General features: G+C 66.0%; 26 protein-coding genes and 1 tRNA gene. 21 read left to right on the forward strand and 6 right to left on the reverse strand.

Going from position 1 to position 26,238, the window contains the following annotated elements; all coding sequences use genetic code 11:
- Window positions 1-221: 221 nt before the first annotated feature.
- On the forward strand, window positions 222-1,499 hold the full coding sequence (locus WIX39_RS13855) for an ANTAR domain-containing response regulator (protein WP_234382682.1): 1,278 nt from the start codon (window positions 222-224) through the stop codon (window positions 1,497-1,499).
- A gap of 28 nt (window positions 1,500-1,527) precedes the next feature.
- On the opposite strand, the gene WIX39_RS13860 is transcribed toward WIX39_RS13855, so the two are convergent.
- The 4 genes from WIX39_RS13860 to WIX39_RS13875 all read right to left on the reverse strand — a co-directional run bounded on the left by WIX39_RS13860 (window position 1,528) and on the right by WIX39_RS13875 (window position 6,158).
- Window positions 1,528-2,337: an ABC transporter ATP-binding protein gene (locus WIX39_RS13860; RefSeq protein WP_081266565.1), complete on the reverse strand. Its 810-nt coding sequence runs from the start codon at window positions 2,335-2,337 to the stop codon at window positions 1,528-1,530.
- A gap of 55 nt (window positions 2,338-2,392) precedes the next feature.
- Window positions 2,393-3,316: a nitrate ABC transporter permease gene (gene ntrB, locus WIX39_RS13865; protein WP_081266756.1), complete on the reverse strand. Its 924-nt coding sequence runs from the start codon at window positions 3,314-3,316 to the stop codon at window positions 2,393-2,395.
- A gap of 10 nt (window positions 3,317-3,326) precedes the next feature.
- Window positions 3,327-4,571 carry a CmpA/NrtA family ABC transporter substrate-binding protein gene (locus tag WIX39_RS13870; RefSeq protein WP_106934994.1) on the reverse strand — a complete coding sequence of 415 codons (1,245 nt, stop codon included), beginning with the start codon at window positions 4,569-4,571 and terminating at the stop codon, window positions 3,327-3,329.
- 333 nt (window positions 4,572-4,904) lie between these two features.
- On the reverse strand, window positions 4,905-6,158 hold the full coding sequence (locus WIX39_RS13875) for a nitrate regulatory protein (RefSeq protein WP_106934993.1): 1,254 nt from the start codon (window positions 6,156-6,158) through the stop codon (window positions 4,905-4,907).
- Window positions 6,159-6,287: 129 nt separating this feature from the next.
- On the opposite strand from WIX39_RS13875, the gene tsaD reads away from it, so the two are divergent.
- Window positions 6,288-7,349, forward strand: coding sequence for a tRNA (adenosine(37)-N6)-threonylcarbamoyltransferase complex transferase subunit TsaD (gene tsaD / locus WIX39_RS13880; protein ID WP_106934992.1), 1,062 nt, complete (start codon window positions 6,288-6,290; stop codon window positions 7,347-7,349).
- Here tsaD and WIX39_RS13885 read toward each other — a convergent pair.
- Together WIX39_RS13885 and WIX39_RS13890 are read right to left on the reverse strand one after the other, a co-directional pair.
- Entirely contained in the window at window positions 7,285-8,046 is a 762-nt protein-coding gene (locus WIX39_RS13885; RefSeq protein WP_106934991.1) for an alpha/beta hydrolase-fold protein, read from the reverse strand. The genes tsaD and WIX39_RS13885 overlap by 65 nt on opposite strands.
- Before the next feature lie 189 nt (window positions 8,047-8,235).
- Window positions 8,236-8,607: an Hsp20/alpha crystallin family protein gene (locus WIX39_RS13890; RefSeq protein WP_106934990.1), complete on the reverse strand. Its 372-nt coding sequence runs from the start codon at window positions 8,605-8,607 to the stop codon at window positions 8,236-8,238.
- Window positions 8,608-8,732: 125 nt separating this feature from the next.
- On the opposite strand from WIX39_RS13890, the gene WIX39_RS13895 reads away from it, so the two are divergent.
- From WIX39_RS13895 to nuoK, 19 genes are all read left to right on the forward strand, one after another.
- Window positions 8,733-10,013: a branched-chain amino acid ABC transporter substrate-binding protein gene (locus WIX39_RS13895; protein ID WP_106934989.1), complete on the forward strand. Its 1,281-nt coding sequence runs from the start codon at window positions 8,733-8,735 to the stop codon at window positions 10,011-10,013.
- Window positions 10,014-10,045: 32 nt separating this feature from the next.
- Window positions 10,046-11,218 (forward strand): pyridoxal phosphate-dependent aminotransferase, encoded by a 1,173-nt coding sequence (locus WIX39_RS13900; protein ID WP_106934988.1) that lies wholly within the window; start codon window positions 10,046-10,048, stop codon window positions 11,216-11,218.
- Window positions 11,219-11,378: 160 nt separating this feature from the next.
- Window positions 11,379-11,645 carry a 30S ribosomal protein S15 gene (gene rpsO / locus WIX39_RS13905; protein ID WP_007837783.1) on the forward strand — a complete coding sequence of 89 codons (267 nt, stop codon included), beginning with the start codon at window positions 11,379-11,381 and terminating at the stop codon, window positions 11,643-11,645.
- Window positions 11,646-11,850: 205 nt separating this feature from the next.
- Complete coding sequence (gene pnp, locus WIX39_RS13910) at window positions 11,851-14,193, forward strand: polyribonucleotide nucleotidyltransferase (protein ID WP_106934987.1); 2,343 nt, start codon at window positions 11,851-11,853, stop codon at window positions 14,191-14,193.
- Between the two features lie 89 nt (window positions 14,194-14,282).
- Window positions 14,283-15,281 (forward strand): NAD(P)H-quinone oxidoreductase, encoded by a 999-nt coding sequence (locus WIX39_RS13915; protein ID WP_081266574.1) that lies wholly within the window; start codon window positions 14,283-14,285, stop codon window positions 15,279-15,281.
- 13 nt (window positions 15,282-15,294) lie between these two features.
- The gene (gene tpiA, locus WIX39_RS13920; RefSeq protein WP_106934986.1) at window positions 15,295-16,059 is read left to right on the forward strand and encodes a triose-phosphate isomerase; all 765 of its coding nucleotides are present in this window, start codon (window positions 15,295-15,297) and stop codon (window positions 16,057-16,059) included.
- Between the two features lie 39 nt (window positions 16,060-16,098).
- On the forward strand, window positions 16,099-16,509 hold the full coding sequence (secG, locus tag WIX39_RS13925) for a preprotein translocase subunit SecG (protein ID WP_081266576.1): 411 nt from the start codon (window positions 16,099-16,101) through the stop codon (window positions 16,507-16,509).
- A 119-nt stretch (window positions 16,510-16,628) separates the two neighbouring features.
- Window positions 16,629-16,713, forward strand: a tRNA-Leu gene (locus WIX39_RS13930).
- Between the two features lie 67 nt (window positions 16,714-16,780).
- Window positions 16,781-17,140: an NADH-quinone oxidoreductase subunit A gene (locus WIX39_RS13935; protein WP_012748607.1), complete on the forward strand. Its 360-nt coding sequence runs from the start codon at window positions 16,781-16,783 to the stop codon at window positions 17,138-17,140.
- A gap of 15 nt (window positions 17,141-17,155) precedes the next feature.
- Window positions 17,156-17,635, forward strand: coding sequence for a NuoB/complex I 20 kDa subunit family protein (locus WIX39_RS13940; protein ID WP_007837763.1), 480 nt, complete (start codon window positions 17,156-17,158; stop codon window positions 17,633-17,635).
- Between the two features lie 13 nt (window positions 17,636-17,648).
- Entirely contained in the window at window positions 17,649-18,260 is a 612-nt protein-coding gene (locus WIX39_RS13945; RefSeq protein ID WP_106934985.1) for an NADH-quinone oxidoreductase subunit C, read from the forward strand.
- 5 nt (window positions 18,261-18,265) lie between these two features.
- Window positions 18,266-19,519, forward strand: a complete 1,254-nt coding sequence (locus WIX39_RS13950) for an NADH-quinone oxidoreductase subunit D (protein ID WP_106934984.1) — start codon at window positions 18,266-18,268, stop codon at window positions 19,517-19,519.
- A 10-nt stretch (window positions 19,520-19,529) separates the two neighbouring features.
- Window positions 19,530-20,084, forward strand: coding sequence for an NADH-quinone oxidoreductase subunit NuoE (gene nuoE, locus WIX39_RS13955; RefSeq protein WP_199851934.1), 555 nt, complete (start codon window positions 19,530-19,532; stop codon window positions 20,082-20,084).
- Complete coding sequence (gene nuoF / locus WIX39_RS13960) at window positions 20,084-21,424, forward strand: NADH-quinone oxidoreductase subunit NuoF (RefSeq protein WP_106934983.1); 1,341 nt, start codon at window positions 20,084-20,086, stop codon at window positions 21,422-21,424. Before nuoE ends, nuoF begins: the two co-directional genes overlap by 1 nt.
- Before the next feature lie 20 nt (window positions 21,425-21,444).
- Entirely contained in the window at window positions 21,445-23,616 is a 2,172-nt protein-coding gene (gene nuoG, locus WIX39_RS13965; RefSeq protein ID WP_106934982.1) for an NADH-quinone oxidoreductase subunit NuoG, read from the forward strand.
- The gene (gene nuoH, locus WIX39_RS13970) at window positions 23,613-24,692 is read left to right on the forward strand and encodes an NADH-quinone oxidoreductase subunit NuoH (RefSeq protein ID WP_409195238.1); all 1,080 of its coding nucleotides are present in this window, start codon (window positions 23,613-23,615) and stop codon (window positions 24,690-24,692) included. Before nuoG ends, nuoH begins: the two co-directional genes overlap by 4 nt.
- An 18-nt stretch (window positions 24,693-24,710) precedes the next feature.
- Window positions 24,711-25,232 (forward strand): NADH-quinone oxidoreductase subunit NuoI, encoded by a 522-nt coding sequence (nuoI, locus tag WIX39_RS13975; protein ID WP_042579825.1) that lies wholly within the window; start codon window positions 24,711-24,713, stop codon window positions 25,230-25,232.
- Between the two features lie 37 nt (window positions 25,233-25,269).
- On the forward strand, window positions 25,270-25,926 hold the full coding sequence (locus WIX39_RS13980) for an NADH-quinone oxidoreductase subunit J (protein ID WP_081266581.1): 657 nt from the start codon (window positions 25,270-25,272) through the stop codon (window positions 25,924-25,926).
- Window positions 25,923-26,231, forward strand: coding sequence for an NADH-quinone oxidoreductase subunit NuoK (nuoK, locus tag WIX39_RS13985; protein ID WP_019653383.1), 309 nt, complete (start codon window positions 25,923-25,925; stop codon window positions 26,229-26,231). The genes WIX39_RS13980 and nuoK overlap by 4 nt, the downstream gene beginning before the upstream one ends.
- The last annotated feature ends 7 nt before the right edge of the window (window positions 26,232-26,238 follow it).

The raw sequence follows: 26,238 nt of genomic DNA on the forward strand, positions 1-26,238 counted from the left end.
GTGTCGACGGACGGGGTTGGGGGCGGAGTGCCGGCAGCGGACGCTGTCGGCGTGGGGGTGTGCACGGCGAGTGGATTGCCGGGCCGGCCGCAGGAACCTGCAGCCTCGTCACCAAAGCGGTGCTTCGTTACACCGCGCTCCGTTTCATGCAAGAGGCGTGCCCGCAAGTGTGCGCGGGTGTGGCCTATGCTCGCGGTGCGCTCCCACACCGCTTCCCCAAGATGTCCCTTCTCGTTGTCCTGCCCGATGAACCCGCCGGCCTCGTGCTGCCCGAGGCGCTTGCGCGGGCGCTGTCCGGCGCGGGTCTCGACGTGCTCGGCTGCGCGGATTGCGGCAGCTTCGCGCGGCAGGTCGAGGCGCTGGGGCCCCGGCAGGCCCTGATCTGCCTGCCTGCGCCCGCGCCCGCGCTGTTCGATGCCTTGCGCACGTGGGCCGGCCTGCCGCCGTGCGCGCTGAGCCTTGTCAGCGCGCCGTTGGGCGGCGCGCAGCATGAAGAACTGGTCGCGCTCGGCGTGCATGCGTGGTTGCAGGCCGATGCCGTCGATGCGGCATCGCTCGCCGCGTTGATCGCCCGCGCCCGGTCCCGCTGGCAGCGCGAGGCCGCCTTGCGCACCGAACTGGAGAGCCTGCGCACCCGCATGGACGAGCGCAAGTGGGTCGACCGGGCCAAGGGTCTGCTGATGTCCGCGCGCGGCATCGGCGAGGACGAGGCCTTCGGCCTGCTGCGCGGCGCCGCGATGCATGCCAACCTGCGTCTGGGCGAGGTTTCGCGATCGGTCATCGAGGCGGCGCAGTGGGCCGACGCGATCAACCGGGCCGGGCAGCTGCGCATGCTCTCGCAGCGGCTGGTGCGCGTGGCGGCGCAGTTGCTCGGCGGCATCGACGCGCAGCGGGCGCGGTTGCTGCGCACGCAGTCGGCCGAGCGGGTGCAGCAGAACCTCGATCATCTGGCCGCCCTCGGGCTCGGGGCGGCCGGCGCGCAGGCGTTGGGGGATGCGCAGGCCGCTTGGAGCGGGCTGGCCGCTGCCCTGGCCGCGCGGCCGTCGGCGGCGGGGCTGGCCGACATCGACCAGCGCGCGGAAGTATTGCTCCGCGCCGCCGAGGCCCTGACCGAGGCGCTCGAAACCTCGGGCGCGCGGCGCGCGCTGCGCATCGTCAACATCTGCGGGCGGCAGCGCATGCGGGCGCAGCGGCTGGCCAAGGACGCGCTGCTGGCCGCCGCGCTGAAAGAGAAGGCAGCGAACGCGCGGCTGGTGCCGACCATGGCCGAGTTCGAGGCCGCATTGCTCGAGCTGGAGCATGCGCCGCTGAGCACCGCCGAGATCCGCGCCGCGCTGGCCAGCGCGCGCGACGAATGGCTGCGGCTGGTCGGCGGCGTGCAGGCGCTCGACAGCGCCGACGGCCGCGCCACGCTGGTGCGTTCAAGCGACGCGCTGGTCGACACCTTCGAGCGCCTCACGGCCTCGTACGAGCACAGCCTCCAGGTCATCATGTCGTGACGCCGTTGGTGCTGGCGCTCGCGCAGCGTCAGGCCGCGGCCTTCTCCACGTGCGCCTGGCGCGTGTAGAGGAAGTCGATCACCGCCTTGCGGGCGTGCACGTAGACGGGGTCTTCCGCCAGCTCGACCCGGTTGCGCGGGCGCGGAATGCCCACCGAAAGCACGTCGCCGATGGTGGCGGCCGGGCCGTTGCTCAGCATCACGATGCGGTCGCTCAGCAGCACGGCCTCGTCCACGTCGTGCGTCACCATGACGACGGTGCTGTGCGTCTTCTGCACGATGGCGAGCAGCTCGTCCTGCAGCTTGGCGCGGGTGAGGGCGTCGAGCGCGCCGAAAGGCTCGTCCATCAGCAGCACCTTGGGCTCCATCGACAGCGCGCGCGCAATGCCCACGCGCTGCTTCATGCCGCCGGAGATCTCGCCGGGCCGCTTCTGCGCGGCGGGCGTGAGGCCGACCAGCGCCAGCGCGGCGTCGGTGCGCTGGCGCAACTGCGCCTTGCTTTCCGTGGCGGCGAACACCCGCTCGACCGCCAGGTACACGTTCTCGAAGCAGGTGAGCCAGGGCAGCAGCGAGTGGTTCTGGAACACCACCGCGCGCTCGGGGCCGGGCCCTTTGATTTCCTTGTTGGCGCACAGCAGCGCACCCTGAGTGGGCGTGGTGAGCCCGGCGATCAGGTTCAGCAGCGTCGACTTGCCGCAGCCCGAGTGCCCGATGAGCGTGATGAACTCGCCCTTGGCCACGTTCAGGTTCACGTCGCGCAGCGCGACGAAGCGGCCCTTGGGCGTCTTGAACGCCTGCTCGACGCCGTGGATCTCGATGTACTTGCTGTCGTCGATCATTGGAAACCTCCGCGCAGCAGCGCTGCGGTATTCGCCTTCGGAGCGGCCGTGCGGCTCATGACTTCACCTCTTCGAACGTGAATGCCGTTGCGAGCTTGATGAGCGCGAACTCCAGCACCAGGCCTACGATGCCGATCACGAAGATCGCGATGATGATGTTGGCGACGTTGAGGTTGTTCCACTCGTCCCACACCCAGAAGCCGATGCCGACGCCGCCCGTGAGCATCTCGGCGGCCACGATCACCAGCCACGCGGTGCCCACGGCCAGCCGCACGCCGGTCAGCATGTAGGGCAGCACGGCGGGGAACAGGATCTTGGTGAGGATCTTCCACTCGCTGAGGTTCAGCACCTTGGCCACGTTCATGTAGTCGCTGGGCACGCGCTGCACGCCCACGGCGGTGTTGATGACCATCGGCCAGATCGAGCAGATGAAGATGGTCCAGATCGCGGCCGGGTTGGCGCCCTTGAACACCAGCAGGCCGATGGGCAGCCAGGCCAGCGGCGACACGGGGCGCAGCAGGCTGATCAGCGGGTTGAACATGCGCGAGAGGAACTCGAAGCGGCCGATGGCAAAGCCCGCCGGAATGCCGACCAGCGCCGCCAGCCCGAAGCCCAGCGCCACGCGCTGCAGCGACGACAGCACGTTCCAGCCCACGCCCTGGTCGTTCGGCCCCTTGCTGTAGAACGGATCGCTGAACACCGTCACGGCCTGCTGCCAGGTGGCCGCGGGCGTGGGAAAGCCGGTGGTGCTTTTCATGGCCACCACTTCCCAGATCAGCAGCAGCAGGCCGAAGCCCGCCAGCGGCGGCAGCACGCGCATCCAGAATGCGCGCAGGTCGATGGGCGCGCGCACCCGGGTCTCGGGCGCCGGAGCGGGTGTCGGCTTTGGCGCTGCCGGCCTGGCGGCGACGGAAGGGGCCACCTGCGTCACCTGTGCGGTGGTCGCTTCGAGCGGCGAATGAAAGACTGCGCTGACCATGGTGTTCTCCTCAGGCATGAAGCTTGAACGACTCGGCGTACTTTTTCGGATCCTTGCCGTCCCAGACAGAGCCGTCGAACAGCTTGCTGGTGCGCATCGGGTCCTTGGGCACCGGCGTCTGCGTGGCGGCGGCGGCCTGCTTGTAGATGTCGATGCGGTTGATCTCGGTGGCCACCTTCAGGTAGTCGGGGTGTTCCTTCAGCAGGCCCCAGCGCTTGTGCTGCGTGAGGAACCACATGCCGTCCGACAGGTACGGGAAGTTCACGGCACCGGCGTTGTAGAACTTCATGTGGTTGGGGTCGTCCCAGCTCTTGCCCAGGCCGTTGGTGTAGCGGCCCAGGATGCGCTGGTTGATGGCGTCCACGCTGGTGTTGACGTAGCTCTTGTCGGCGATGGTCTCGGCCATCTTGTTCTTGTTCTGCAGGCCGGCGTCGATCCACTTGCTGGCTTCGAGGATGGCGGCCGTCACGGCGCGCGCGGTGTTCGGGTACTTCTTCGTGAACTCGGCGGTGCAGCCGAGCACCTTCTCGGGGTGGTCCTTCCAGATGTCCTGCGTGGTGATGGCCGTGATGCCGATGCCGTCCATGATGGCACGCTGGCCCCAGGGCTCGCCCACGCAGTAGCCGTCCATGTTGCCCACGCGCATGTTGGCCACCATCTGCGGCGGCGGCACGGTGATGTTCTTCACGTCCTTGAACGGATCGATGCCGGCCGATGCGAGCCAGTAGTAGAGCCACATGGCGTGCGTGCCGGTGGGGAAGGTCTGCGCGAAGGTGTATTCGCGCTTCTCGCTGGCGATGAGCTTGGCCAGCGAGGCGGCGTCGACCGCGCCCTTGTCGGAGAGCTTCTTCGACAGCGTGATGGCCTGGCCGTTGTTGTTCAGGGTCATGAGCACGGCCATGTCCTTCCTCGGGCCGCTCAGGCCCAGGTGCATGCCGTAGACCAGGCCGTAGAGCACGTGCGCCATGTCGATGTCGCCGTTGGAGAGCTTGTCGCGCACGCCGGCCCAGCTGGCTTCCTTGCTGGGCACGATCTTCACGCCGTACTTCTTGTCGATGCCCAGCACCGAGGCCATGACCACGCTGGCGCAGTCTGTCAGCGGGATGAAGCCGATCTTGACTTCTTCCTTCTCGGGCTTGTCGGAGCCTTGGGCCCAGACGGCCGCGCGCAGGGCGGGGTCGATGCCCACGGCGCCGATGGCGGCGGCTTGCAGGACGCGGCGTCGGCTGAGACGGGTTTTGAGCAGGTCGGTCATGTGGCGGGGCTCCGGTTGAAGGCAAACAAAAACAGCAAAGACAAAAACGAAAAGGCGTCCGCACCGCGCAGGGGCTGCTCGAAAACGAGCCCTTGCGGGATGGGGACGCCTTTGTCCGGTCGGTGGGTGGCACCCGCCGTTGGGTGCCGCCTGCCTGAAGACCCCTGGAGGTCTATGCGCTGGTTGCTTGCAAGCGGTGTGCCAGCCCTGCCGGGCGGTCTGCTGCTATCGGAAAAGTAGCTGGAACGTCTTGCGCTGCAAGGGCGAAGCGCCATCCGGACGGTGCACGGGCGGCAGGCACGGTTGTTGTGCGGCGCACCAAATTGAACGCCCTCAGCGGGGCGGCGGGGGCAGGTAGTCGGCCATCGCGAGCACCGACTCGGCCACTTCGACGAGCCGGCGGCCCTGGTTCATGGCGGTCTCGCGCAGCATCTTGTGCGCCTCCTGCTCGCTCATGCGCCGGTGCGCCATCAGCAGGCCCTTGGCGCGTTCCACGAGCTTGCGTTCATTGAGCGAGGCGCGCACGGTCTGCAGTTCGTCGCTCATGGCCTGCAGCCGCTGCGACTGCTCCTGCACCATGTCGAGCACCGAGCGCTCGAGGTGGCGGCCGAGTTGCGCGGGCGCGGCGGCCTGCGCGTCGGCGTCGTCGAAGAACAGCGCGGCGTCGGTCTCCGGCGCCAAGGTGTCGAGCACCTGCCGGTAGGCCTGGAGTTCGCTGCGGGCCCGGGCTGTCTTGTGGCTGCAGAGCGCGCGCAGGTCGGCTTCGAGCCGGTCTTCGACGGTGCGCATGGCGTCGATGCGGCGCGTGCAGCAGTCGAACCAGGCCTGGCCGAGTGCGGAGTCGGCGGGCGCGGAGGTGGCGCCCCTGCGGCGCATGCGCTCCAGCTCGGCCAGGGTGGCGTCGGACTGGCTCTCGCGCCAGAGGGCGAGCACCGCATCGCCGGAAAAGTCGACGAACACCTGGAAGCATCGTTCCTGCGATTCGATCAGGTGCTGCCACTGCAGGCGCCGGGTTTCGTCGCTGCGGCCCTGGGCCAGCGCGGCGGCGCCGAATGCGCGCTCCTGGCCGGCAAACTCCTTGCCCTGCATGAAGTTGAACATCGCCACCAGGAGGCGGGATATCTCGGGGTCGGTGGCGCCGTCGGCCGCCTCGAACACGACCGACAGCAGGCCGGCGATGAGCTTGACGAAGGCGGCGGTCGACTGCGACGGCTTGAGTTCGAGCGCATCGATGCGCCGGCGCAGGGCGGGCAGGGCGTCCAGCCCCGGCAGCACCCAGGCGATGCGGCTGAACAGCCGCGCGCCGTTGCCGGAGCCGACGCCGCGGTGATGCTCGGACTCGAGCTGGTCGAACCCGGCGCGCACTTCCTGCTCGAGCGCCAGGCATTCGGCGATCTGCGGGGCTCGCTGCTCGGCCAGGCGCACGCCGTGCGATGCAAGGAACACGTTCGACATGCCGCGCTCGCGCTGCAGCGCGTGCACCAGCCGCCCGATCACGCCGACCAGTTCGCTGGTGCGCGCGAGCTGGTCCAGCTCGTCGATTTCGCAGCGGCGGGCGGCGATCAGAAAACTCAGTCCGGACTTCATGGTGGGTGCGTTCGCCTGCGGGGGGGCTTGGGGGAGCACTGCAACATCCGTGCCTCTCGAGGGCCTCCCGCTCGCCTGCGCTTGCCCCTTCGCGGGCGACCGCGGCAGGCGCCACCTACACTCGGCGGCATGCTCTTGTTGGGAATCGAATCATCCTGCGATGAAACCGGCGTGGCGCTGGTGGAGTCGCACGGCAACGCGCTGCCGGTGTTGCGCTCGCATGCGCTGCACAGCCAGATCGCCATGCACCAGGCCTACGGGGGCGTGGTGCCCGAACTGGCCAGCCGCGACCACATCCGCCGCGTGCTGCCGCTGACCGAGTCGGTCATGGCCGAGGCCGGCCGCTCGCTCGGTGAAATCGACGTGGTGGCCTACACCCGCGGACCGGGCCTGGCGGGCGCGCTGCTCGTGGGCGCCGGCGTGGCCTGCGCGCTGGGCGTGGCGCTGGGCAAGCCGGTGCTGGGCGTGCATCACCTCGAAGGACACCTGCTGTCGCCGTTCCTGAGCGCCGATCCGCCGGAGTTTCCGTTCGTGGCGCTGCTGGTGTCCGGCGGCCATACGCAACTGATGCGGGTGGACGGCGTGGGGCGCTACGAGCTGCTGGGCGAGACCATCGACGACGCGGCCGGCGAGGCCTTCGACAAGAGCGCCAAGCTCATGGGCCTGCCTTACCCGGGCGGCCCGTGGCTCGCGAAGCTGGCCGAAGGCGGCAACCCGGCGGCGTTCAAGCTGCCGCGCCCGCTTCTGCACAGCGGTGATCTCGACTTTTCGTTCGCCGGCCTGAAGACGGCGGTGCTCACCCAGGCCAAGAAGCTCGGCGACCAGCTCGAGGCCGGCAAGGCCGACCTCGCGGCGTCCACGCAGGCGGCCATCGTCGAGGTGCTGCTGAAGAAGTCGCTCGCCGCGCTCGACCAGACCGGCCTGAAGCGGCTGGTGGTGGCGGGCGGCGTGGGGGCGAACAAGAACCTGCGCGAGCAACTCGATGCCGCATGCGCAAGGCGCAAGGTGCGGGTGCACTACCCCGAGCTGCACCTGTGCACCGACAACGGCGCCATGATCGCCATGGCCGCCGCGATGCGCCTGCAGTCGGGCCTGTCGCAGGCAACCGAGCGCTATGCCTTCGACGTCAGACCGCGATGGCCATTGGCATCGCTGACGACCGAGGCATCGATGCCGCAGGCTGCTGCATAGCAGGCTGCGGCTGGCGCGAGCGGCCGATGGCCGGCAGCGGCAGCACGTCCAGCACGTTGCGCCAGAGCTGGCGCCATTGCGGCCAGTCGTGGCCGCCTTCGGTGGTGAACACGCGGCCCGGCGGCAGTGCGTCGGCCAGCAGCTTGTGGTTGCTGGCAAAGCGGTCTTCGAGGCCGAACCCCAGGTAGAGCGGCGGCAGGTTCTTCGAAGGCTGCGCCGATAGGTATTGCTGGAAGAAGGGCCAGAGCTTGCGGTCGGGCTCTTCGTCGGGCTGCGGCCCGGTGGGTGCCTGCCATGCGCGCAGGCCGCCGGCCTTCTTGATCTCCGCGCCCAGCACCCGGCGCCCGAGGTAGGGCGCCAGCGCCACGATGCCGTCCACCGAGCCGGGCTTGGCCAGTTCGTGGATCAGCGCGCCGAAGCCGCCGATGGAAATGCCCACCAGCCAGATCGCCTTGTAGCCCTTGGCGCGCTGCGGCTCGATGACGTCCGCATGCAGGCGTTCGCTGAGCGTCTGGTCGTAGTAGTAGGAGACGTCGGCATCCACCAGCAGCGCATCGGCTGCGAGGTGGCGCTCCCTTACGGCGCTGATGAATCCTTCGCGCTCGAACTCGTCGGGCTTGAGGTAGGCGCCTGGCAGGAACACCAGGAGCGTGTCGGATTGTTCGGTGGGGTTTGCAGGTTGAAGGTGAGTTTTCATGGTGCCAGGAGGGGCACCCGATCCGCACCGTCATGATTTTCGATGCGTTTACAAGACGCCCACGAAGAAGAAAGTACTAAGAAAACGTCACATGATGTGACGTTATGCACGCCTATTGTGAATAGGGAGCATGTTCAAAGTCAAAAGCAACCCTTGGCTGACACTTTCTTCTTGTGGGCATCGCCCTTACTAGTTGATTTGCAAACTCGTCGCCTGGCTCACCGGCACCAGTTTTCCGAGCTTCAGCGTGAGCACGCCGTTCTCGAGCTTGGCTTCGCTGGTGGCCACGTCGATGTCCTGCGGCAGCTCGTAGGCGGCCTTGAACTGGCGCTTGGCTTCGGCCTTGCTGTCGATGCGCAGCACAGCGCCTTCGATGCTGATGGCGAGGTCTTCACGCGAGAAGCCGGGCACGTCGAGCGAGAGGGTCCAGCTCTTGTCGTCCTGTTCGACGAGCGGCGAACGGCGGGCACCCGCGAAGGCCTCGCTGGCGAAGCGTTCGAAGGCGCGGTCATAGGCGCGCGGAGCGAAACGGGCGGTGCGGAGGGTAGGTGCGAAAAACATGTGAAGAACTCCTGAATGAACACAATGGGGACAAGGAATGTGTGTCCCTTACACTGCGCGGCCGTTCAATCGTGTGAGTGCCGCTTGACACCTCATCTAGGCGCAGTGGCAAGCGTTTCAAGACAATGAATCCCCCCTTTAATTTGCGTCGCGAGACCTTGAAATTCGCGGCGCTGGCGCTATGCGCGAGGCCCTTCGCGGCGCTCGCCCAGGCTTCGCCCGCACCCATCCGCCTCGCGCTGATAGAGAGCATGAGCGGCCCTTTCGCCAACACCGGCGAGGCCGTGTTCCGCAACCTGCTGTGGGCCGTGGAGCGCGTGAACGCGCGCGGCGGCATCAGGCTGCCTGGCGGCGCGCGCATGCTGCAGCTCGACCGCTACGACAGCAAGGGGCAGAACGAAGAAGCGCTCTCCGCGTTGCGCGCAGCAATGGACGACGGCGCGCGCATCGTGCTGCAGGGCAACTCGTCGGCCACGGCCGCAGCGCTGGTCGATGCCATCGACAAGAACAACGAGCGCGACCCGTCGCGCCGCGTGATCTTCCTGAACTACGCGGCTGTCGATCCGGTGCTCACCAACGAGCGTTGCAGCTTCTGGCACTTCCGCTTCGACGCCCATGCCGACATGCGCGTGGCGGCGCTGATGGACGTGGTGAAGGACGACGCCGCGCTCAAGCGCGCCTACCTCATCGGCCAGGACTACAGCTTCGGCCAGTCGGTGCTGCGCGAAGCGCGCCGGCAGCTCGGCGCGCAGCGGCCCGACGTGGAGATCGTTGGTGACGAACTGCACCCGATGGGCAAGGTGAAAGACTTCGCGCCGTACGCGACGAAGATCATTGCGAGCGGCGCGCAGGCCGTGGTCACGGGCAACTGGGGCAACGACCTCACGCTGCTGGTGAAGGCGGCGCGCGAGGCCGGGTTCAACGGCACCTTCTATACCTTCTACGGCAATGCGCTGGGCGCGCCCGCGGCCATCGGCGACGCGGGCATCGGCCGCGTGGTCGCGGTGGCCGACTGGCTGCCCAACGTGCAGACGGCGCAGTCCGCGGAGTTCTATCGTGCCTTCCGCGCGCGCTTTCCGAAACCGGCCGAAGACTATGTGCACATGCGCCTGGCGCTGATGATCGAAGCGCTTGTGCAGGCCGTCGAACGCGCGGGCAGCGTGGACGCGGTGCCGGTCGCACGCGCGCTGGAGCAGGCCGACGTGAGCCTCCATGGCCAGCGCGGGCGCATGCGTGCCGCGGACCACCAGTTCCAGCAGCAGCTGGTGGTTGGCGTGATGGACCGGCAGGGCAGGCCGGGCGTGCAGTTCGACGTCGAGGGTTCGGGCTACGGCTTCCGCGTGGTCAAGACCATTCCCGCCGAACGCGCGGAGCTGCCGACCTCGTGCAAGATGAAGAGACCTTGATCGATTGATGACAGAGAACAGGACCCGAAGACATGCGTGAAGCCATCCACAACCTCGAAGCGTCGAAGATCCGCGAAGTCGCCAATGCCGGCATGGGGCGCGACGACGTGCTGGCCTTCTGGTTCGGCGAGAGCGACGAAGTCACGCCCGAGGTGATCCGCCAGTCGGCCATCGAGTCGCTGCAGCGCGGCGAAACCTTCTATGCCCACAACCTCGGCCTGCCCGAGCTGCGCGAGGCCATCGCGCGCTATACCAGCGGGCTGCATCCGGCGGTCGATGCCTCGCGCATCGCAGTCACGTCGGGCGGGGTGAGCGCGCTGATGCTCGCGGTGCAGGCGCTGGTGGATGCGGGCGACGAGGTGGTCGCCGTGACGCCCGTTTGGCCCAACCTGACGGCGCAGCCCGCGATCATGGGCGCGAACGTGCGCACGCTGCCGCTGGTGCCGGTGGACGGGCAATGGACGCTCGACCTGCCCGCGCTTCGCGCCGCGGTCACTGCCAGGACGAAGCTGCTGATCGTCAACGCACCCAACAACCCCACGGGCTGGACCATGACGCGCGACGAGCAGCAGGCCGTGCTGGACCATTGCCGCCAGACCGGCACCTGGATCCTGGCCGACGAGGTGTACGAGCGGCTGTACTACGAGCCGACGCCCAACGGCTGCGCGCCCAGCTTCCTCGACATCTCCGAGCCCGACGACCGCCTGGTCGTGACGCACAGCTTCTCGAAGAGCTTCCTCATGACGGGCTGGCGCCTCGGCTGGCTGGTGCTGCCGCCGTCGATGGTGGAGGGCATCGGCAAGCTGATCGAGTTCAACACCTCGTGCGCCAGCGTGTTCACGCAGCGCGCGGCCATCACCGCCATCGAGCACACGGGCGAGATCACGCCGCGCGTGGTGGCCCACCTGAAGTCGTGCCGAGACACGCTGGTGCCGCTGCTGGCGGCGGTGCCGGGGGTCCAGGTGGCGCCGGCCAAGGGGGGCATGTATGCCTTCTTCCGGCTCGAAGGCTTCGGCGATTCGCTCGAAGTGGCCAAGCGGCTGGTGTCCGAGGCGGGCCTGGGGCTCGCGCCGGGCAACGCTTTCGCGCCGGAAGCCCAGGGCTGGCTGCGCTGGTGCTTTGCCTCCAAGGACCCGCAGCGGCTGGTGAAGGGCGTGGAGCGCCTGCGCGACTGGCTGGCGCAGCAGCGGCCCGGCAAGGGCTGAACCCGGGCTGCCTTGCCTCGATGGAGGGTTTCCAGGGGGCATGAAAGCCCGGCGAAAGTCGCCGGGCTATAATCCCGAGGCTTTGCATGCCGCAAGGCGCACGGTGGGTGCAGTTCCAGCGCACACCGCAAGTCAAACATCCCGGAACAAGGAAATCAACATGATCGCAGCCTCCATCAAGGCCGAAGTCGTCAAGGACAACGCCCGCGCCGCCAACGACACTGGCAGCCCCGAAGTGCAAGTCGCACTGCTGACCGCCCGCATCAACGAGCTCACCCCCCACTTCAAGACGCATGCCAAGGACCACCACGGTCGCCGCGGCCTGCTGCGCATGGTGAGCCGCCGCCGCAAGCTCCTGGACTACCTCAAGTCCAAGGATGCCGACCGTTACACCGCGCTGATCGCCAAGCTGGGTCTGCGCAAGTAAACCAAATCGCATGAAAAAACGCCTGGGTTAGTCCGCTAGCTCAGGCGTTTTTTACTTCGCGATCCACTTTCGGAGTGCCCAAACAGAGCGAAGCTGTGTCATTCCAATGAAGTTCGCCCCGAGCTTCGCTGGAATGGCATCGTGTTCTGAGAAGCCTCCGCCCCTTGCGGATCCTGTGTGATCCGCTACTAAAACAGGAGCAAACATGAGCCTCTTCAACAAAGTCACCAAGTCGTTCCAATGGGGCGACAAGACCGTCGTCATGGAAACGGGTGAAATCGCCCGCCAGGCCAGCGGCGCCGTGCTCGTCGACATCGACGGCACCGTCATCCTCGCGACCGTGGTCGCTTCCAAGTCGGCCAAGCCCGGCCAGGACTTCTTCCCGCTGACCGTCGACTACATCGAGAAGACCTACGCCGCCGGCAAGATCCCCGGCAGCTTCTTCAAGCGCGAAGCCAAGCCCAGCGAACATGAAACGCTGACCAGCCGCCTGATCGACCGCCCGATCCGCCCGCTGTTCCCCGAAGGCTTCCTGAACGAAGTGCATGTGGTCATCCACACGATCTCGCTCAACCCCGAAGTCGATGCCGACATCGCCGCCATGATCGGCGTGAGCGCCGCGCTGTCGATCTCCGGCGTGCCGTTCAACGGCCCGATCGGTGCGGCCCGCGTTGGCTACATCAACGGCCAGTACGTGCTGAATCCGGGCCAGACCGCCCGCAAGGATTCGCAGATGGACCTCGTCGTCGCCGGCACGCAAGCTGCCGTGCTGATGGTCGAGTCCGAAGCCCTGCAGCTCAGCGAAGAAATCATGCTGGGCGGTGTGGTGTTCGGCCACGAGCAGGCCAACGTCGCCATCAACGCGATCCATGAACTCGTGCGCGACGCCGGCAAGCCGGTGTGGGACTGGAAGGCCCCCGCCGAAGACGAAGCCTTCGTCGCCAAGGTCAAGGGCCTGGCCGAAGAAAAGCTGCGCGCCGTCTATCAGATCCGCAGCAAGCAGGCCCGTACGCAAGCCCTGCGCGAAGCCAACGCCAGCGTGCTCGAGGCACTGAAGGCCGAAGGCACCGAATTCGACTCCGGCAAGGTCAGCGACCTGCTGTTCGCCATCGAGTCGAAGATCGTGCGCAGCCAGATCCTGTCGGGCGAGCCCCGCATCGACGGCCGCGACACGCGCACCGTGCGCCCCATCGAGATCCGCAACTCGGTGCTGCCCCGCACCCACGGCTCGGCCCTGTTCACGCGCGGCGAAACCCAGGCGCTGGTCATCACCACGCTCGGCACCGAACGCGACGCGCAGCGCATCGACGCGCTGGCCGGCGAATACGAAGACCGCTTCCTGTTCCACTACAACATGCCTCCCTTCGCCACCGGTGAAGTGGGCCGTATGGGCTCGACCAAGCGCCGCGAAATCGGCCACGGCCGCCTGGCCAAGCGCGCGCTCGTCGCCGTGTTGCCGAACAAGGAAGAGTTTCCCTACACGGTGCGTGTGGTGTCGGAAATCACCGAGTCGAACGGCTCGTCGTCGATGGCATCGGTGTGCGGCGGCTGCCTCTCGATGATGGACGCCGGCGTGCCCATGAAGGCGCACGTGGCCGGCATCGCCATGGGCCTGATCAAGGAAGACAACCGCTTCGCGGTGCTGACCGACATCCTGGGCGACGAAGATCACCTGGGCGACATGGACTTCAAGGTTGCCGGTACCACCAACGGCATCACCGCGCTGCAGATGGACATCAAGATCCAGGGCATCACCAAGGAAATCATGCAGGTCGCCCTGGCACAGGCCAAGGAAGCGCGCATGCACATCCTGGGCAAGATGCAGGAAGCCATGGGCGAGGCCAAGGCCGAAGTCTCCAGCTTCGCACCGCGCCTGACCACGCTGAAGATCAACCCCGAGAAGATCCGCGACGTGATCGGCAAGGGCGGTTCGGTCATCCGTGGCCTGCAGGAAGAAACCGGCACGACGATCAACATCGACGAAGACGGCACCATCACCATCGCCTCGACCGATCCGGAAAAGGCAGAACTGGCCAAGAAGCGCATCGAGCAGATCACGGCGGAAGTCGAAATCGGCAAGGTCTACGAAGGCCCGGTCACCAAGATCCTGGACTTCGGCGCGCTCATCAACCTGCTGCCCGGCAAGGACGGCCTGCTGCACATCAGCCAGATCGCGCACGAACGCGTCGAGAAGGTGACCGACTACCTGAGCGAAGGCCAGATCGTGAAGGTCAAGGTTCTCGAGACCGACGAAAAGGGCCGCGTCAAGCTGTCCATGAAGGCCCTGACCGAGCGTCCGGCCGGCATGGAATTCAGCGAGCGCCCGCCGCGTGAAGACCGTGGCGATCGCGGTGACCGTGGTGACCGTGGTGGTGAGCGCCGCGAGCGTTCGGACCGTGGTGATCGCGGCGACCGTGGCGACCGCGGTGGTGATCGTGGCGAGCGCGCACCGCGCTTCAACGACCAGCAGCAGCAACCGCGCAACGAGCAGCCGCAGGCTGCGGCCGGCGAGCAGCAACAGCAAGCCCCGCGCGAGCCTCAGGAGTAAGAAGGGCGCAACGGCGGTCCAGTGCCGCCGTTGCCATCTTTTGAACAGCAAGCTTCGCCCCATCTGCGGGCGCAGGAGGCCGAAAGACCATGAAAGCCATTGAAATCACTTCGTTCGGTGCCCCCGAGGTGCTGCGCGTGGCGGAGCGCCCCGATCCGGTAGCCGGCGCTGGCGAACTGCTGATCCGCGTTGCGGCGAGTGGTGTCAATCGCCCCGACGTGCTGCAGCGGATGGGCAACTATCCGGTGCCGCCGGGCGCATCCGACCTGCCGGGCCTCGAAGTGGCCGGCGAGATCGTGTCGGGCGACGCCGCGGCTTTGGCTGAAGCCGGCTTCAAGGTCGGCGACCGTGTCTGCGCGCTGATTGCGGGCGGCGGTTACGCGCAGCTGTGCGTGGCCCCTGTCGCGCAATGCCTGCCGGTGCCCAAGGGCTGGAGCGATGTCGAGGCGGCTTCGCTGCCGGAGACCTTCTTCACCGTCTGGAGCAACGTGTTCGAGCGTGGCCGCCTGCAGAAGGGCGAGACGCTGCTGATCCAGGGCGGCTCGAGCGGCATCGGCGTGACGGCGATCCAGATCGCCAAGGCCCTCGGTGCGACCGTGATCGTCACGGCCGGCAGCGACGACAAGTGCGAAGCCTGCAGGAAGCTGGGCGCGGACCATGCCATCAACTACCGCACGAGCGATTTCGTCGAAGAGGCGAAGAAGCTCACGGGCGGGAAGGGCGTGGACGTGGTGCTCGACATGGTCGCCGGCGACTACGTGGCGCGCGAGATCGAGTGCCTGGCCGAGGACGGCCGGCTCGTGATCATCGCGGTGCAGGGCGGCGTGAAGAGCCAGATCAACGCGGGCCTCGTGCTGCGCAGGCGCCTCACGATCACCGGCTCGACGCTGCGTCCGCGGCCGGTGGCATTCAAGGGTGCCATTGCCAAGGCGCTGCGCGAAAAGGTCTGGCCGCTGCTCGAGAGCGGCGCGATCAAGCCCGTGATCCACAGCACTTTTGCAGCAGCGGGTGAACCGAGCGGCGCCGCCCAGGCTCACACGCTGATGGAATCGAACCAGCACATCGGCAAGATCGTGCTGACATGGTGACGAGAAGAACGCGATGACGACCAAGAAGAAACTGATCGCCGGCAACTGGAAGATGAATGGCGGCCTGGCTGCCAACGAGGCGCTGGTGAAGGCGCTGCAGCAAGGCCTGGCTGCGAGCCCGGCCGCGTGCGACGTGGCGCTGTGCGCGCCTGCGCCGTACTTCGCGCAGCTGCAATCGCTGCTGGCGGGTTCGCCTGCTCTGGCGCTGGGCGCGCAGGACATTTCGGCGCATGCGCAAGGTGCGTTCACGGGCGAGCAATCGGCGGCGATGCTGAAGGATTTCGGCGTGCGCTACGCAATCGTCGGCCACTCGGAGCGTCGCCAGTATCACGGCGAGACCGACGAGGCCGTGGCTGCGAAAACCGCCGCCGCACTGGCCAACGGCATCACGCCGATCGTCTGCGTCGGTGAGACGCTGGCACAGCGCGAAGCGGGGCAGACCGAGGAAGTCGTCAAGCGTCAGCTGGCGGCGGTCATTCATGTGAACGGCCATTGCATCAGCGAGATCGTCGTGGCCTATGAACCTGTCTGGGCCATCGGCACGGGCAAGACGGCCACGCCTGAACAGGCGCAGGCGGTGCATGCCGTGCTGCGCGCGCAGCTGCATCACGCGGCGAGCGAGCACGCTGCGGCCATCAAGATCCTCTACGGCGGCAGCATGAACGCGGCGAATGCCGCCGAGCTGCTGGCACAGGCCGACATCGACGGCGGCCTCATCGGCGGCGCGTCGCTCAAGGCGCCAGACTTTTTGCAGATCATCTCTGCCGCTGCTCGCTGAACGCGGTCAACGGCGGCAATCAATTAGGAGTAAGAACGAATGAATGTGGTCCTCAACCTTCTGGTCGGCGTGCAGATGCTGGCAGCCCTCGTCATGATCGGCCTGATCCTGATCCAGCACGGCAAGGGCGCCGACATGGGTGCCGCTTTCGGCAGCGGCAGCGCCGGCAGCCTGTTCGGTGCCAGCGGCAGTGCGAACTTCCTGTCTCGCACCACGGCGGTGCTTGCTGCCGTGTTCTTCGCATGCACGCTGCTGCTGGCCTATTTCAGCCATTCGCGTCCTGCCGGCGGTGGCAGTCTGCTCGAGCGCGCCGCTGTCGGAGCGCCTGCCGCACCCGCTGCGCCTGCTGCTCCCGCGGCCGGCGAAATCCCTGGTGCAACGGCTCCTGCAGCCCCTGCGTCGGCTCCCGCCGCGCCCGCTCCGGCGCCGGGCCAGATTCCCAGCAAGTAATCAACTCGTTTTCATGAGCTGTCAGTGAAAAACGGCTCGTTTTCAGGGTAAACTCTAAATCTGTTCGGAAAGCCAACTACCTGTTTCAGGTACCTCATGCCATCCGAACAGTAAAAACCGCGGTCGTGGTGAAATTGGTAGACACGCTATCTTGAGGGGGTAGTGGCGAAAGCTGTGCGAGTTCGAGTCTCGCCGACCGCACCAAATCTCATCGGCAGAAAGCCTCATCCAGAGGCTCTTCTTGCCGGTGGCAAGCGGTGAAAAACTCTCGATGAATCTCGACTCCTACCTCCCCGTCCTTTTGTTCATTCTGGTCGGAGTCGGCGTAGGCGTCGCCCCTCAGGTCATCGGATACATTCTCGGCCCCAATCGGCCCGACGCCGCAAAGAACGCTCCCTACGAGTGTGGCTTTGAAGCCTTCGAGGATGCGCGCATGAAGTTCGACGTGCGCTATTACCTCGTCGCGATTCTCTTCATCCTGTTCGATCTCGAAATTGCCTTTCTCTTTCCGTGGGCCATTGCGCTCAAGGAGATCGGTGCTGTCGGCTTCTGGGCCATGATGATCTTTCTCGCCATCCTCGTCGTGGGCTTCGCCTATGAGTGGAAAAAAGGCGCGCTCGACTGGGAATGACAAGGAAGCTACACAATGGCCATTGAAGGCGTTCTCAAAGAAGGTTTCGTCACCACGACCTACGACTCGGTCGTGAACTGGGCGAAGACCGGATCTCTCTGGCCGATGACGTTCGGCCTCGCATGCTGTGCCGTGGAAATGATGCACGCGGGTGCTGCCCGCTACGACATCGACCGCTTCGGCATGCTGTTCCGTCCCAGCCCGCGCCAGTCCGACCTGATGATCGTGGCTGGCACGCTGTGCAACAAGATGGCTCCGGCATTGCGCAAGGTCTATGACCAGATGCCCGAGCCGCGCTGGGTGTTGTCGATGGGCTCGTGCGCCAATGGCGGCGGCTACTACCACTACAGTTATTCCGTGGTGCGCGGCTGCGATCGCATCGTGCCGGTCGACGTCTACGTGCCGGGTTGCCCGCCCACCGCCGAAGCGCTGCTCTACGGCGTGATCCAGCTGCAGCAGAAGATTCGCCGCACCAACACCATTGCCCGCGCCTGAGAGATTGCCGACGATGACTGACTTTGCAATTTCGCCGGAGGTGCTGCGCGCCACCATCGCCGAGACGCTCGGCGACAAGGCCAAGGCCGTGACGATCGCACTCGGCGAAGTGACCGTCGTGGTCGACTCCACCGACTACATCGATGCCGCGCTGCTGCTGCGCGACGCGCCCGGCTGCCGGTTCGAGCAACTGATCGACCTTTGCGGCGTGGACTACTCCGACTACCGCGAAGGTGAGTGGCAGGGCGAACGCTATGGCGTCGTCACGCACCTGCTTTCCGTGAGCCTCAACCAGCGCGTGCGCCTCAAGGTGTTCGCGCCTAACGAAGACCTGCCCGTGGTCGATTCGCTGCAGCCCGTCTGGAATGCCGCGACCTGGTTCGAGCGCGAGGCGTTCGACCTCTACGGCATCGTGTTCGAAGGGCACGACGACCTGCGCCGCATCCTGACCGACTACGGCTTCATCGGCCACCCGTTCCGCAAGGACTTCCCGGTGTCGGGTCACGTCGAAATGCGTTACGACGAGGAACAGAAGCGCGTCGTCTACCAGCCGGTATCGATCGAGCCGCGAGAAATCACCCCGCGCGTGATCCGCGAAGACAACTACGGCGGCGGTTTGCACTGACTGATATGGCCGAAATCAAGAACTACACACTCAACTTCGGTCCCCAGCATCCGGCGGCACACGGCGTGCTGCGCCTGGTGCTCGAGCTGGACGGCGAAGTCATCCAGCGCGCCGACCCCCACATCGGCCTGCTGCATCGCGCGACCGAAAAGCTCGCCGAATCGCGCACCTTCATCCAGTCGCTGCCGTACATGGACCGTCTCGACTACGTGTCGATGATGAGCAACGAGCACGCCTACTGCCTGGCCATCGAGCGGATGATGGGCCTCGAGGTGCCGGAGCGCGCGCAGTACATCCGCGTGATGTTCGCCGAGATCACCCGTCTGCTGAACCACCTGCTGTGGCTCGGCGCGCACGGCCTGGACTGCGGTGCGATGAACATGCTCATCTACTGCTTCCGCGAGCGTGAAGACCTGTTCGACATGTACGAAGCCGTGTCCGGCGCGCGCATGCACGCGGCGTACTTCCGTCCGGGCGGCGTCTATCGCGACCTGCCGGATGCGATGCCGCAGTACAAGGTCAGCAAGATCAAGAACGCGAAGGCCATCGAGAAGCTCAACGAGAACCGCCAGGGCTCGCTGCTCGACTTCGTGGACGACTTCTGCAAGCGCTTCCCGAAGATGGTCGACGAGTACGAGACGCTGCTCACCGACAACCGCATCTGGAAGCAGCGCACCGTGGGCATCGGCGTCGTCACGCCGGAGCGCGCGCTGAACCTGGGCTTCACCGGCCCCATGCTGCGCGGCTCGGGCATCGAGTGGGACCTGCGCAAGAAGCAGCCCTACGACGTCTACGACCGCATGCAGTTCGATGTGCCCGTCGGCAAGACCGGCGACTGCTACGACCGCTACCTGGTTCGCGTGGAAGAAATGCGCCAGGCCAACCGGATCATCCAGCAGTGCTCGGCCTGGCTTCGCGCCAACCCCGGTCCTGTCATCACCGACAACCACAAGGTCGCCGCGCCCGCGCGCGAATCGATGAAGGCGAACATGGAGGAGCTGATCCACCATTTCAAGCTCTTCACCGAAGGCTTCCACGTGCCCGAAGGCGAGGCGTATGCCGCCGTCGAGCACCCGAAGGGCGAGTTCGGCATCTATCTCGTGAGCGACGGCGCCAACAAGCCGTACCGCCTGAAGATCCGCGCCCCTGGTTTCCCGCACCTCGCCGCCCTCGACGAAATGTCGCGCGGTCACATGATCGCCGACGCTGTCGCGGTGATCGGCACGATGGACATCGTGTTCGGCGAGATCGACAGGTGAGAAAGAGCGAATGACTTCCTCGACCCACCATGACACGGCGCCTCTGGCGCCTTCTTCCCCTCTGCGGCCGGCGATTCTCGAGCGCTTTGCGCGCGAGGTGGCCAAGTACCCCGAAGCAGGCAAGCAATCCGCGGTGATGGCCTGCCTGGCCATCGTCCAGCAGGACGAGGGCTTCGTCAGCCTGCAGCGCGAGCGCGAGATTGCCGAGTACCTCGGCATGGCGCCCATCGCCGTGCACGAAGTGACGACCTTCTACAACATGTACAACCAGCACCCGGTTGGCAAGTTCAAGCTCAACGTGTGCACCAACCTGCCTTGCCAGCTGCGTGACGGCGTCACCGCCCTCGTGCACCTCGAGAAGAAGCTCGGCATAAAGATGGGCGAGACCACGGCCGACGGCCTGTTCACGCTGCAGCAGAGCGAATGCCTCGGCGCGTGCGCCGATTCGCCCGTGATGCTGGTCAACGACCGCACCATGTGCAGCTTCATGAGCAACGAAAAGCTCGACCAGCTCATCGACGGCCTGCGCAGTGCCGCACCGGCCGCCAAAGGGGAGGCTTCGTGATGTCGCCCGAACAAGTTCTACAGCAGTTCCAGGCAACGGGCGTCCAGACCTGTTTCCATGACCGCCACATCGAGCCGCAGATCTATGCGGGCCTCGACGGCACCAACTGGCGTCTGGCCGACTACGAGGCGCGCGGCGGCTACCAGGCCCTGCGCAAGATCCTCACCGAGGGCCTCACGCCCGACCAGGTGATCGCCGAAGTCAAGGCGTCGGGCCTGCGCGGCCGCGGCGGCGCTGGTTTCCCGACCGGCCTGAAGTGGAGCTTCATGCCCCGGCAGTTCCCGGGCCAGAAGTACCTCGTCTGCAATTCCGACGAAGGCGAGCCGGGCACGTGCAAGGACCGCGACATCCTGCAGTTCAACCCGCACATCGTGATCGAAGGCATGGCCATCGCCGCGTATGCCATGGGCATCAGCGTGGGCTACAACTACATCCACGGCGAGATCTTCCAGACCTACGACCGCTTCGAGGAAGCCCTCGAGGAAGCGCGCGCCGCCGGCTACCTGGGCGACAAGATCATGGGCAGCACGTACAACTTCCAGTTGCACGCCGCCCACGGTTTCGGCGCCTACATCTGCGGCGAAGAAACCGCGCTGCTCGAATCGCTCGAAGGCAAGAAGGGCCAGCCGCGCTTCAAGCCGCCGTTCCCGGCCAGCTTCGGCCTGTACGGCAAGCCGACGACCATCAACAACACCGAGACCTTCGCGGCGGTGCCCTGGATCATCCGCAACGGCGGTCCGGCCTACCTCGAGTGCGGCAAGCCGAACAACGGCGGCACCAAGATCTACTCGGTGAGCGGCGACGTCGAGTTGCCCGGCAACTACGAAGTGCCCATGGGCACGCCGTTCTCCAAGCTGCTCGAACTGGCCGGCGGCGTGCGCAAGGGCCGCACGCTGAAGGCCGTGATCCCCGGCGGGTCGTCGGCGCCGGTGCTGCCGGCCGACATCATGATGGCCTGCACCATGGACTACGACTCCATCGCCAAGGCCGGCTCCATGCTGGGTTCGGGCGCGGTGATCGTCATGGACGACAGCCGCTCGATGGTCGAGTCGCTCAAGCGCCTCTCGTACTTCTACATGCACGAGTCCTGCGGCCAGTGCACGCCGTGCCGTGAAGGCACGGGCTGGCTCTACCGCGTGGTGGACCGCATCCACAACGGCCAGGGCAAGCCCAGCGACATGCAACTGCTGGACTCCGTCGCCGGCGACATCATGGGCCGCACCATCTGCGCGCTCGGCGATGCTGCGGCCATGCCTGTGCGCGCAATGATCAAGCATTTCCGTCACGAGTTCGAAGCCCTGATTCCGGGCCACGTTCCGACGGCGCCCGTCAAGGCCTGAGCGCGAGAAGAAACATACTCATGATCGAAATCGAACTCGACGGCAAGAAGGTCGAAGTGACCGAAGGCAGCATGGTGATGCATGCGGCCGACAAGGCGGGCACGTACATCCCGCACTTCTGCTATCACAAGAAACTCAGCATCGCGGCCAACTGCCGCATGTGCCTCGTCGACGTGGAAAAAGCGCCCAAGCCGATGCCGGCCTGCGCCACGCCCGTCACGCAAGGCATGATCGTTCGCACCAAGAGCGAGAAGGCCATCAAGGCGCAGCAGTCGGTCATGGAGTTCCTCCTGATCAACCATCCGCTGGATTGCCCCATCTGCGACCAGGGCGGCGAATGCCAGCTGCAGGACCTGGCCGTGGGCTACGGCGGTTCTTCCTCGCGCTACGAGGAAGAAAAGCGCGTCGTGTTCCACAAGGACGTCGGCCCGCTGATCAGCATGGAAGAAATGAGCCGCTGCATCCATTGCACGCGCTGCGTCCGCTTCGGCCAGGAAGTGGCCGGCGTGATGGAGCTCGGCATGTCGCACCGCGGCGAGCACTCCGAAATCGAGACCTTCGTCGGCGACTCGGTCGACTCCGAGCTGTCGGGCAACATGATCGACATCTGCCCGGTCGGCGCGCTCACGAGCAAGCCGTTCCGCTACAGCGCCCGCACCTGGGAACTGTCGCGCCGCAAGTCGGTGAGCCCGCACGATTCCACCGGCGCCAACCTGATCGTCCAGGTCAAGAACAACCGCGTGATGCGCGTGGTGCCGCTCGAGAACGAAGACGTCAACGAATGCTGGATCGCCGACCGCGACCGTTTCTCGTACGAAGCGCTCAACGGCACCGAGCGCCTGACGCAGCCCATGCTGAAGCAGGGCGGCCAATGGCAGCAGGTCGACTGGCAGACGGCGCTCGAGTACGTCGCCAACGGCCTCAAGCAGATCAAGGCCGACCACGGTGCGCAGAGCATCGGCACGCTGGTCAGCCCGCACAGCACGCTCGAGGAGCTGCAGCTCGCCACCATGCTCACGCGTGAGCTCGGCAGCGACAACATCGACTACCGCCTGCGCAACGCCGAATTCACGGCGTTCGAAGGCGTGCGCTGGCTCGGCACTTCGATCGCCTCGCTCACGCAGGTGCAGCGCGCGCTGGTCGTCGGCTCGAACCTGCGCAAGGAACATCCGCTGTTCGCGCAGCGCATCCGCCAGGCCGTGCGCAAGGGCGCCGCGCTGTCGGTGATCACCTCGGCCAGCCTCATGGCCGACCGCAACGCCTGGGCCATTGACGTGGCGCAGTCGAGCATCGTCGAAGCCGACCAGTGGGTCGAGGCGCTGGCCGCAGTGGCCGCCGCCATCGGCGAGACCAATGGCGCAGCCGCGCCGCTGGCCCCGAAGAACGCACCGGACGACGCCGCCAAGGCCATCGCGGCCTCGCTGCTCAGCGGTGAACGCAAGGCCGTGCTTCTCGGCAACGCCGCCGCCCACCACGCCCAGGCCAGCAGCCTGCTGGCGCTGGCGAACTGGATCGGCGCGCAAACCGGCGCCACCGTCGGCTACCTGACCGAAGCCGCCAACACCGTGGGCGCGCAGCTCGTCGGCGCGTTCCCGAAGAACGGCGGCCTCGATGCCGGCCGCATGCTCGCCGCCGGCTCCGGCCTGAAGGCCGTGCTGCTGCTGAACACCGAGCCGGTGTTCGACTCGGCTGCAGGCAAGGCCGCGGCCGATGTCATCGGCAATGCGCAGATGGTCGTCACGCTGAGCCCCTTCAAGGCCAACCTCGAGTTCAGCGACGTGCTGCTCCCGATCGCTCCGTTCACCGAAACCCCTGGCACCTTCGTCAATGCCGAAGGCCGCATGCAAGGTTTCCATGCCGTCGTGAAGCCGCAAGGCGAAACGCGCCCGGCGTGGAAGGTGCTGCGCGTGCTGGCCAACCTGCTGGGCCTGCAGGGCTTCGCGTTCGAATCGACCGCCGAAGTGCTGGCCACGGTGGGTGACAAGGGCGCCGTTCCCGCGAACGCACTGAGCAACGCGACCTCCGCCAATGCAGTCGCTTCCAGCGGCGTGGTTGCCGCGCCCGTGGTGGCGAGCATCTACCAGCTCGACTCGATCGTGCGCCGCGCACCGTCGCTGCAACTGACCGCCGACGCACGCAACGCATCGGCTGGTTCGAACGTGGCCGCTCGTGCCGAGGAGGCACTGGCATGATCGTCGACACCATTCATGGCTTCGGCCAGGGCTTGGTTGCCGCAGGCTGGTGGACCGGCGTGGTCTGGCCCGTGGTCTGGACGCTGATCAAGATCATCGTGGTCGTGATCCCGCTGATGCTGGCCGTGGCGTACCTCACGCTGTGGGAACGCAAGGCCATCGGCTTCACGCAGATCCGTATCGGCCCGAACCGCATCGGACCGCTGGGCCTGCTCCAGCCGATCGCCGACGCGCTCAAGCTGATGACCAAGGAAATCATTCTTCCGACGGTCGCCAACAAGGGCCTGTTCCTGCTGGGCCCGATCATGACCATCATGCCGGCGCTCGCCGCATGGGCCGTGATTCCCTTCGGCCCCGACGTGGCGCTGGCCAACATCAATGCCGGCCTGCTGTTCGTGATGGCCATCACCTCGCTCGAGGTGTATGGCGTGATCATCGCCGGCTGGGCCTCGAACTCGAAGTACGCCTTCCTGGGCGCGCTGCGCGCCTCGGCACAGATGGTGAGCTACGAAATCGCGATGGGCTTCTGCTTCGTCGTGGTGCTGATGGTCACCGGCAGCCTGAACATGAGCGAGATCGTGAACGTCCAGGGCAAGGGCATGTTCGCCAACATGGGCGTCGGCTTCCTGTCGTGGAACTGGCTGCCGCTGCTGCCGATCTTCGTCGTCTACTTCATTTCGGGCCTGGCCGAAACCAACCGCCACCCGTTCGACGTGGTGGAAGGCGAGTCGGAAATCGTGGCCGGCCACATGATCGAGTACTCGGGCATGAGCTTCGCGATGTTCTTCCTGGCCGAGTACGCCAACATGTGGCTCGTCTCGATCCTGACCGTGGTGCTGTTCCTCGGCGGATGGCTGCCCCCGTTCGAGTTCCTGAGCTTCATTCCGGGCTGGATCTGGCTGGGCGCGAAGACTTTCTGCGTGGTCACCATGTTCCTGTGGGTTCGCTCGACGTTCCCGCGCTTCCGCTATGACCAGATCATGCGTCTGGGCTGGAAGATCTTCATTCCCGTCACCCTCGTGTGGCTGGTCGTGGTCGGTGGCTGGATGCAGACGCCGTTCAACATCTGGAAATAACAGGAAGCGCCAACAATCATGTCTGCTGCGCACACCGCAACACCGTCCGCGCCGTTCTCGCTCAAGGACTTCCTGGGCAGCTTCATGCTGTTCGAGCTGTTCAAGGGCCTGGCCATCACCGGCAAGTACGCCTTCGCCCGCAAGATCACCGTGCAGTTCCCCGAAGAGAAGACGCCGCTGTCGCCGCGCTTCCGTGGCCTGCACGCACTGCGCCGCTACGAAAACGGCGAAGAGCGCTGCATTGCCTGCAAGCTCTGCGAAGCCGTCTGCCCGGCGCTGGCCATCACCATCGAATCCGATGTGCGCGACGACGGCTCGCGCCGCACCACGCGCTACGACATCGACCTGACCAAGTGCATCTTCTGCGGCTTCTGCGAAGAAAGCTGCCCGGTCGACTCGATCGTCGAGACGCACATCTTCGAATACCACGGCGAGAAGCGCGGCGACCTGTACTTCACCAAGGACATGCTGCTGGCCGTTGGCGATCGCTACGAAAAAGAAATTGCAGCGAACAAGGCGGCCGACGCCAAGTACCGCTGATCCGACCAGCCCGAACCCCGTACCAATTCGAATTCCAATGGACGTCAAGACCGGTCTGTTCTATCTGTTTGCCGCGGTGCTGCTGTTCGCAGCGTTCCGCGTCATCACTTCCCGCAACCCCGTGTACGCCGCGTTGTACCTGGTGCTGGCTTTCTTCCAGGCATCGGCCATCTGGCTGCTGCTGCGCGCCGAGTTCCTCGCGATCTCGCTGGTGCTGGTGTATGTCGGCGCCGTGATGGTGCTGTTCCTGTTCGTCGTGATGATGCTGGACATCAACGTCGACAGCCTGCGAGAGGGCTTCTGGAAGCACTTTCCGCTGGCGGCGGGCGTAGGCGCGCTCATCGCGCTCGAAATGGCCGCCGTGCTGATGGGCGGCTTCCGCCTCGGCGAGGCGCGCGTCACCAGCGGTGCCATGGCCCCCGACAGTTCGAACACGCTCGAACTCGGCAAGCTGCTGTATTCGCAATACCTGTATCCGCTCGAAATTGCCGCTGTCATCCTGCTCGTGGCCATCGTGGCCGCCATTGCCCTGACGTTGCGCACTCGCAAGGACAGCAAGTACACCAACCCGGCCGACCAGGTTCGCGTGAAGGCGCGTGACCGCGTGCGCATCGTGCAGATGCCCGCGACGCGCGCCGCCGAACCGGTGGCTGAAGCAGCAACTGCGGACGCGGCAAAGGAAAACAAGGCATGACGCTCACGCTCGGACACTTTCTTTCGCTCGGCGCGATGCTCTTCGCGCTCTCCGTGATCGGCATCTTCCTGAACCGCAAGAACCTGATCGTTCTGCTGATGGCCATCGAGCTGATGCTGCTGGCGGTCAACATGAACTTCGTGGCGTTCTCCCACTTCCTGGGCGACATGCACGGACAGATCTTCGTGTTCTTCATCCTGACGGTGGCCGCGGCCGAGTCGGCCATCGGGCTGGCGCTGCTGGTTCTGCTGTTCCGCAACAAGTCGAACATCAACGTGGACGAACTCAACTCGCTCAAGGGTTGACAGCAAC

Origin of the sequence: Variovorax sp. AB1(2024) (assembly GCF_037482385.2) — a bacterium.
GTDB lineage: Bacteria > Pseudomonadota > Gammaproteobacteria > Burkholderiales > Burkholderiaceae_C > Variovorax.